The 5,846-nt window shown below is 33.6% G+C and carries 5 protein-coding genes; 1 reads left to right on the top strand and 4 read right to left on the bottom strand.

The window, feature by feature from the left end; genetic code table 11:
• Window positions 1-976: 976 nt before the first annotated feature.
• A complete protein-coding gene (locus CXF67_RS03900) occupies window positions 977-1,549 on the top strand; it encodes a hypothetical protein (protein WP_102087545.1) in 573 nt (190 codons plus the stop codon).
• Window positions 1,550-1,604: 55 nt separating this feature from the next.
• On the opposite strand, the gene CXF67_RS03895 is transcribed toward CXF67_RS03900, so the two are convergent.
• From CXF67_RS03895 to CXF67_RS03880, 4 genes are all read right to left on the bottom strand, one after another.
• On the bottom strand, window positions 1,605-2,336 hold the full coding sequence (locus CXF67_RS03895) for a hypothetical protein (RefSeq protein ID WP_102087544.1): 732 nt from the start codon (window positions 2,334-2,336) through the stop codon (window positions 1,605-1,607).
• A 122-nt stretch (window positions 2,337-2,458) separates the two neighbouring features.
• Window positions 2,459-3,604, bottom strand: coding sequence for a DUF6268 family outer membrane beta-barrel protein (locus CXF67_RS03890; RefSeq protein ID WP_257984589.1), 1,146 nt, complete (start codon window positions 3,602-3,604; stop codon window positions 2,459-2,461).
• A gap of 69 nt (window positions 3,605-3,673) precedes the next feature.
• On the bottom strand, window positions 3,674-4,120 hold the full coding sequence (locus tag CXF67_RS03885; RefSeq protein ID WP_102087546.1) for a DUF2147 domain-containing protein: 447 nt from the start codon (window positions 4,118-4,120) through the stop codon (window positions 3,674-3,676).
• 16 nt (window positions 4,121-4,136) lie between these two features.
• Window positions 4,137-4,658: a hypothetical protein gene (locus tag CXF67_RS03880; RefSeq protein WP_102087542.1), complete on the bottom strand. Its 522-nt coding sequence runs from the start codon at window positions 4,656-4,658 to the stop codon at window positions 4,137-4,139.
• Window positions 4,659-5,846: the final 1,188 nt, after the last annotated feature.

Below are 5,846 nucleotides of genomic sequence, written 5' to 3'. Positions count from 1 at the left end.
TTAACATAAATTTTTAAGAATAAATAGAATGCTTCATTTGGTTTGTGATAGCAAATAATATAGAAATTATTAAATATCTTAAAATTATAAGTTTCAGTATTGCAATATTAATTTCATTCTCAAAACTTAGTGCACAATAAAAACCAAGCCTATTTTTAGGAGGAAATACCAATACGTTCGATTCTAATAGTGACGAGTCCGAGTTGTTACAATCTGATTTCGGCTTCAATCTTGGATACTTTACGCCGTAATGGAAAAACGAAAGATTTAATATCGGCCTATATGTTTTCAAGCAATATGGATCTGTTAATGATGGTTTTGATAATTTGAACACTCGTTTTGATGTTCAACCTCAGGAAAATACAAACAGCAAAACATCTTCTAACTAAGTCAATCAATTCTTATTTTCAATTGGGCATAGGACCTCAGTTTAATGATAGGATAGGATAGAAAATAAATTTTGGATTAGCCTCGTTTTACAGGGTGGTTATTTTAATTTTAATCAGGACGAACTCATCCTTACCCAAAATATTGAATTTACAGAACCTAGGGTTTCTCAATCATTTGAAAGCCATGTTTTAACACAGTACGAAGTTGGTGAAGGTGGTCTTTTTATAACGATTATCGTCTCGATTTTTTCGCTTGTGGTAAAGGGATTTTTTTTCCTTTTACAAAGTCAATGAGCAAAGCAGAAGTACACCTGAAAGTGAATATGATTTTTACATCAAACGATATGATCATCAACTTAACTAACAGCATGAATTTTTCGGGGTGTCATGAGCTCCAATAAACTTGATTTGAGTATAGGAGCTATCGCATTTGTTGTCGTTGCTCAATATGGGTTTCGGATTCTGAAATTGAACAACTAAAGAAAGTAAAATCAACTTGCCCGATTGCTTTTATAACTAGAAAATAGGACGTAGACTTTAGAGAAAAAATGCCTAAATTTAAAGGTAACTTCTAAAATATCCCAATCATGTTAAGAGTCAGGTTAGAAATAGATGAAGTCCAAATTTACAGACCCAAAAAAAGATGGAGACTTTACTTTATAATTGTTGCTGAACATCCCTCAGATAAAGACAAAATGATTTTGACCACTTTGCCTCAAGAGCCATTCAAATTGAGTAAGAGACATGATAATTCTTTTCAATTCGATACTGACGAAACAGGTTCGGAAGGGCTATTTGTCTTAAGCAGAGAGCTTCCCGAATATAAGGAATTAAATGTTCACATCCATCTACGTCACACCAGAAGATCGACAAGAAACATGGGAGAAATTTTACAAAATATTGAAACTGGCATAGGTGGAGATGCCTTTGGAATAGTCACTGATATTATGGGTACCACAAAAGTACCATGGTTAGTCATTGCAAAAAAAGCAATCCCAATGGTTGGAAAAATCCTCTCTAAGATCCCAGATCGAGACTTTGGATTTTTAAGTGCTTTTGAGCGCTTTGGGGATGAATTTGAAGATATTTATGAAGTAGATAGACAGAAAGATTTTAGTGGAGACGCTTCATTAGTCTATAGTTGGTCTATAGATGCTTGAGGTTAATGAAAATTTGATTTAGGAACTTGAATAATGCCATTTCCAAAAATCACACTTATTTTTGATAAGTATCTTGGTAAGGTGACCATATTTCAAAGATAGGCTGTCCTTTGGAACTATTCCCTTGGTGGTGCCATTCACCATTTATAACCTCATAGTTAAATTTTAAAACTGCCCCTACTCGATCTTTATCCTTTGAGAAAAACCTAATATGTTCAGTATAAACACCCCTCTGGGCAGTGTATGTTCCACCACCGCTAGCTCCTAAAGTTTTAGTAGCAGAATTAAACGCTATCCATTGAAAACGACCACCCCCTATAATCTTTATAGTTCTTCTATCACCTGGTGTCATTGTCTTCATCTCACCATCGCGTTGTCGACCCGTAATGACCCAATTGCCATTTAGATCGTCATTATTTACAGAAACCCGTTCCCAAACCTTAAACGAAGTTGCACTTGAAAGTTGAATACGACTTTCGTTAACCCAAGTCATTAAATACTGGTGCTCTATCCCGATCTTAGAATCATCATAAGTATCAAAGTCTCTAATTTCAATAAGTTTTTTATTATCTATGCGAAACTCACCTCCGGCGGCTCCTAAAAATGAATTATCCACTACATCCCTAGACCCTAAAGCAAAGTAACCGTCCTGAACAATCTTTATAACTTCTCGATTGGTTACAGCCTCCCCATTTAGAGAGGTAAGCTTCCAGGCTCCCTCCATAGTTTGGGCCTTTGGAACAAATAGACCTAAAAAAAAGACACATAATAAGAGGAGGTGTTTCATCAGTTTTGGAATTAGGTTAGACCTCTTAATTTAGAAAAAATAAGGGGTCTAATGGTTAAGTTAACCTATACAATTATAGTCTAAACATCTTCTCTAATCTACTGAAGTCTTACTGTTACACATTATGGACTTACAAAATTAAGCCCTACATTAAAGAAAAAAGGATTTTCAAAACTATTTACCATTCCAAAATCCTGATCGCCAAAAAATCCTCTAAAAAAATCGGCCTCACCGTCTAATTCATCAGCATCATAAGACCAATCATATCTGAGTCCAGCTTGGACACTTGCCCAGATGTATCCTGAAATTTTAGTTTGAAATTCCAATTTAGGTCTAACTTCCCCTCTTCGTATTTCATAAGAATTTCCATTAACGGAATAATCATCTATACGGTAACTTTGACCCTCTAGATCAAATCCTGCAAGAAGAAGTGAGTTTTGGTTGATGTTATAACGCAAATAAGCCCTGGCGGGAAATAAGATCTCTGTTCCCCATTTTTTATTTTCAGAAGTCCAATCAAACATGATAACAGGCACATAATTAAGATTTCCAACTCTATATGTTCTAGATACACCTACTCCCCATCGGAAATAATCATTTACCCGTCTTCCATAGATGGCAGCTGCACTATATCTAATGGTGCTCAAAGATTGAAATTCATCCAAGCCATAATTACCGCTCAAATCCATCTGAGTTTGAAACACTATAAATTCAGTCTCATTCATTGGGAAAAAAAATGTGTTGGTCCAGTTGATATTTCGAAGACCATCCTCATTCAAAATGCGACCTAAACTTCTTGCTTCGGTTCCATCTGGAAGGAGTGTTGGAGACCGGGGAGAATTCAAATTTTCTCTAATGTTATAACGCGTGTCCATAAAATTAATTCCCGATTGCCAAACAAAACTACTTTTAGAAATGATGGGAATGTTGGTGTTCAATCTGAAACCGCCAGTAAATCTTGCTCGCCCAGTTTCGTTAATAGCTGGGTTCTCCTCATCTACATCAAAACCATTATCAAGAGATTGAGGAAAGGTGACATTTGAAAACTCATACTTGTAAGGCATTTGAGCATCAAAACTCACCCCTATAAATTTCTGAGGACTCATTCCAGAAATTTTAGGACTAGCATAACGTTTTACGGGAGTGTCATCTTCCAATTCAAAATCATCATACTTACTGTAATCTTCTTCATCCTCTTGAGCTTGAATTGTATTCATACCAAACCCAAAAAATACAAGTAATGCAAAAATTTTATAATTGTAATTCATATGTCCAAGATTGATTAAAAACATTTAGCAAAGGTCTTGACCTCAACAAATTAATGTTTAAATTAATTGTTATTTTTTTCTAATAAGTCTTCTCCAAGTGTCCGTTCTACCAAAGGTCTTTACCCCCACATAACCTCGAATGTCTAACGTGTTTTCATCTTTCATAGTAATTATGCAGCTGTAGCTTGTCCCATTTTCTGGATCGTATATAGTACCTTCTTCCCATATTCCTTCGCCTTGATACTCAAAGTCTTTTAAAATACGGAAACCACGCAAAGGTGCCTTTTGCATACTTTCATCTGGATTGTTTTTATCTACTTTAGGTTCTCCAGTAACTGGATCGATAGGCTCTTTTAGCCAAACGATTTTTCCGTAAAACTTATTATCAATCTTATCGATTTTCACCTTTGCCTTACCGTGTCCTGGTTCCCATACTCCAACGATATCGCCTGCTTCTTGAGCAAAACTAAAATAACCTAGTAAACAAAATGTGATCAAAAAAAGCTTAGTCTTCATAGTTTTCAATATTAAATTAATTTCTGGTTTCAATTTCTAAAGTCACTATTAGATCGAAAATAACATCTTCGTAATAGTCATCTTCTAGCATGTCAAAATCTCCAATAAAGGTGATACGCTCGTCTGAAATTGCTGTTTGCAAATCTTCTTGCTCCTCTGCCACTTGAAAAGTGTATTTTTTATTGGGTTGGATATTATCGTCTAAAAGACCAATCTTAGTCATATCGGTATACTTAGATGTCATTTCAATTACCATTTTCCCAATCTTTGGAAAATCCATTCCCTCTCGAGTCTTAATTTGAATTGACTTTACTTGGGCTTTTTCAATTTTGATAGTCTCTTCGAGTTTTGGAAATAAATCTTCCAAAGAGAATTCCCAAGTTGCCGTTGCTGTGTTTGACCCTTCAAAAAGAGGACCTATAGCCTTTAGATCAAGAACGGGTGTTGTGATTTCATGCTTTTCAGTCTCCACAGAACATGAAAACATAAAACAAATAAGAAGTAGACAACTCCCTGATATTTTTAAATTATGATACATTGGTTGTTTTTTTTAAATAAATCTCTATAAAAATATACTTATTTTCCATAAATAAGAATATAAAGGATTTTATTTATTCAAAAAAAATTAATAGATATGATAAATTATTTTTATCTATTATTTATAATCAGATAAATGATAGAGAGTTATCTTCCTAAAAATAAAATTCAGAAATGAAAATTGGCAGTTAAACTGATTTTGTAAAGGTTATACCTATTAAAAATAAGTCTTGTTGTTCATTAGTCTTATAAGTTTGGTAAACCCAAAGTGAATTTTAATTGAAGACTTTAAATAATCCTTTTGGATCGAATGTAATTTATGCCAATTTAGCATTGAAATGTCCTGTATAATCAGTTTTTTTATCACTTATTAAGCCTCATAAAATAGAACTGGCACTATCGCTATGCTCATATTTTTTCCTTGATTAAGCAATAAATTTTAATGCAATATTTAAAAACTAAATTAGTACTAGGTGTTAAATTGTCTGGTTCCATCGATATTATATTTGTTGGGATTAAAACGTAGGACTTTGGCTCCTCTTAAATCTTAATAGCCAACACTAAAATGAAGGTTGGATTTTGAAAGTAGGTAATCAATTTTAAGAGTGAATATATCCACACCACCAAGACCCTCCAATCTTGACTGAGGGATAGTCGCATAGAAATGATCTCGGCCCAACTCATTTGAAAACAAAAAACGATCGGCATCAAAAGCTTCTATTTAGGCAGCACCAACTTCCCCTTTGAGAATAAACCAACTCAGCTTAAAACTTAAAACATTTGTATTTTCTCCTGATTGTCCCTATCGGTTTACCTTATCGAGTTGTTAGTCTTAAAAAAATGATTGAGACTATGTTCATTGTAATCCAAGAACATCTATTTTTAAGAAGTCTTCAAATTCTCCTTTATTAAAATATCATAGAACAAAAAATCCAACTAGTCAACTCTTCCTGCGATTGTGTCAACTGTGTTGAGATTGTTTCCAATTGTTTTATAAGTGAAACTTATTTAACTTTTCAGATTCCCATGAGATCAATTATGCTTAAATCGCAAGCATTAATAAAAAAGATATAAAAGAATACTTTACACATACTTAGAAGATAGATGTGGATAAAGAACAGTTTTAGTCCAATCAATGAATATTTAAAAAAATATCACTGATTTTTTAACTTCAGAATTTTTATAATTT

Source organism: Psychroflexus sp. MES1-P1E, assembly GCF_002836055.1.
Classification (GTDB): Bacteria; Bacteroidota; Bacteroidia; order Flavobacteriales; family Flavobacteriaceae; genus Psychroflexus.
The sequence above is the reverse complement of the archived record's forward strand: the minus strand, read 5'-3'. Positions and strand labels throughout refer to the sequence as shown.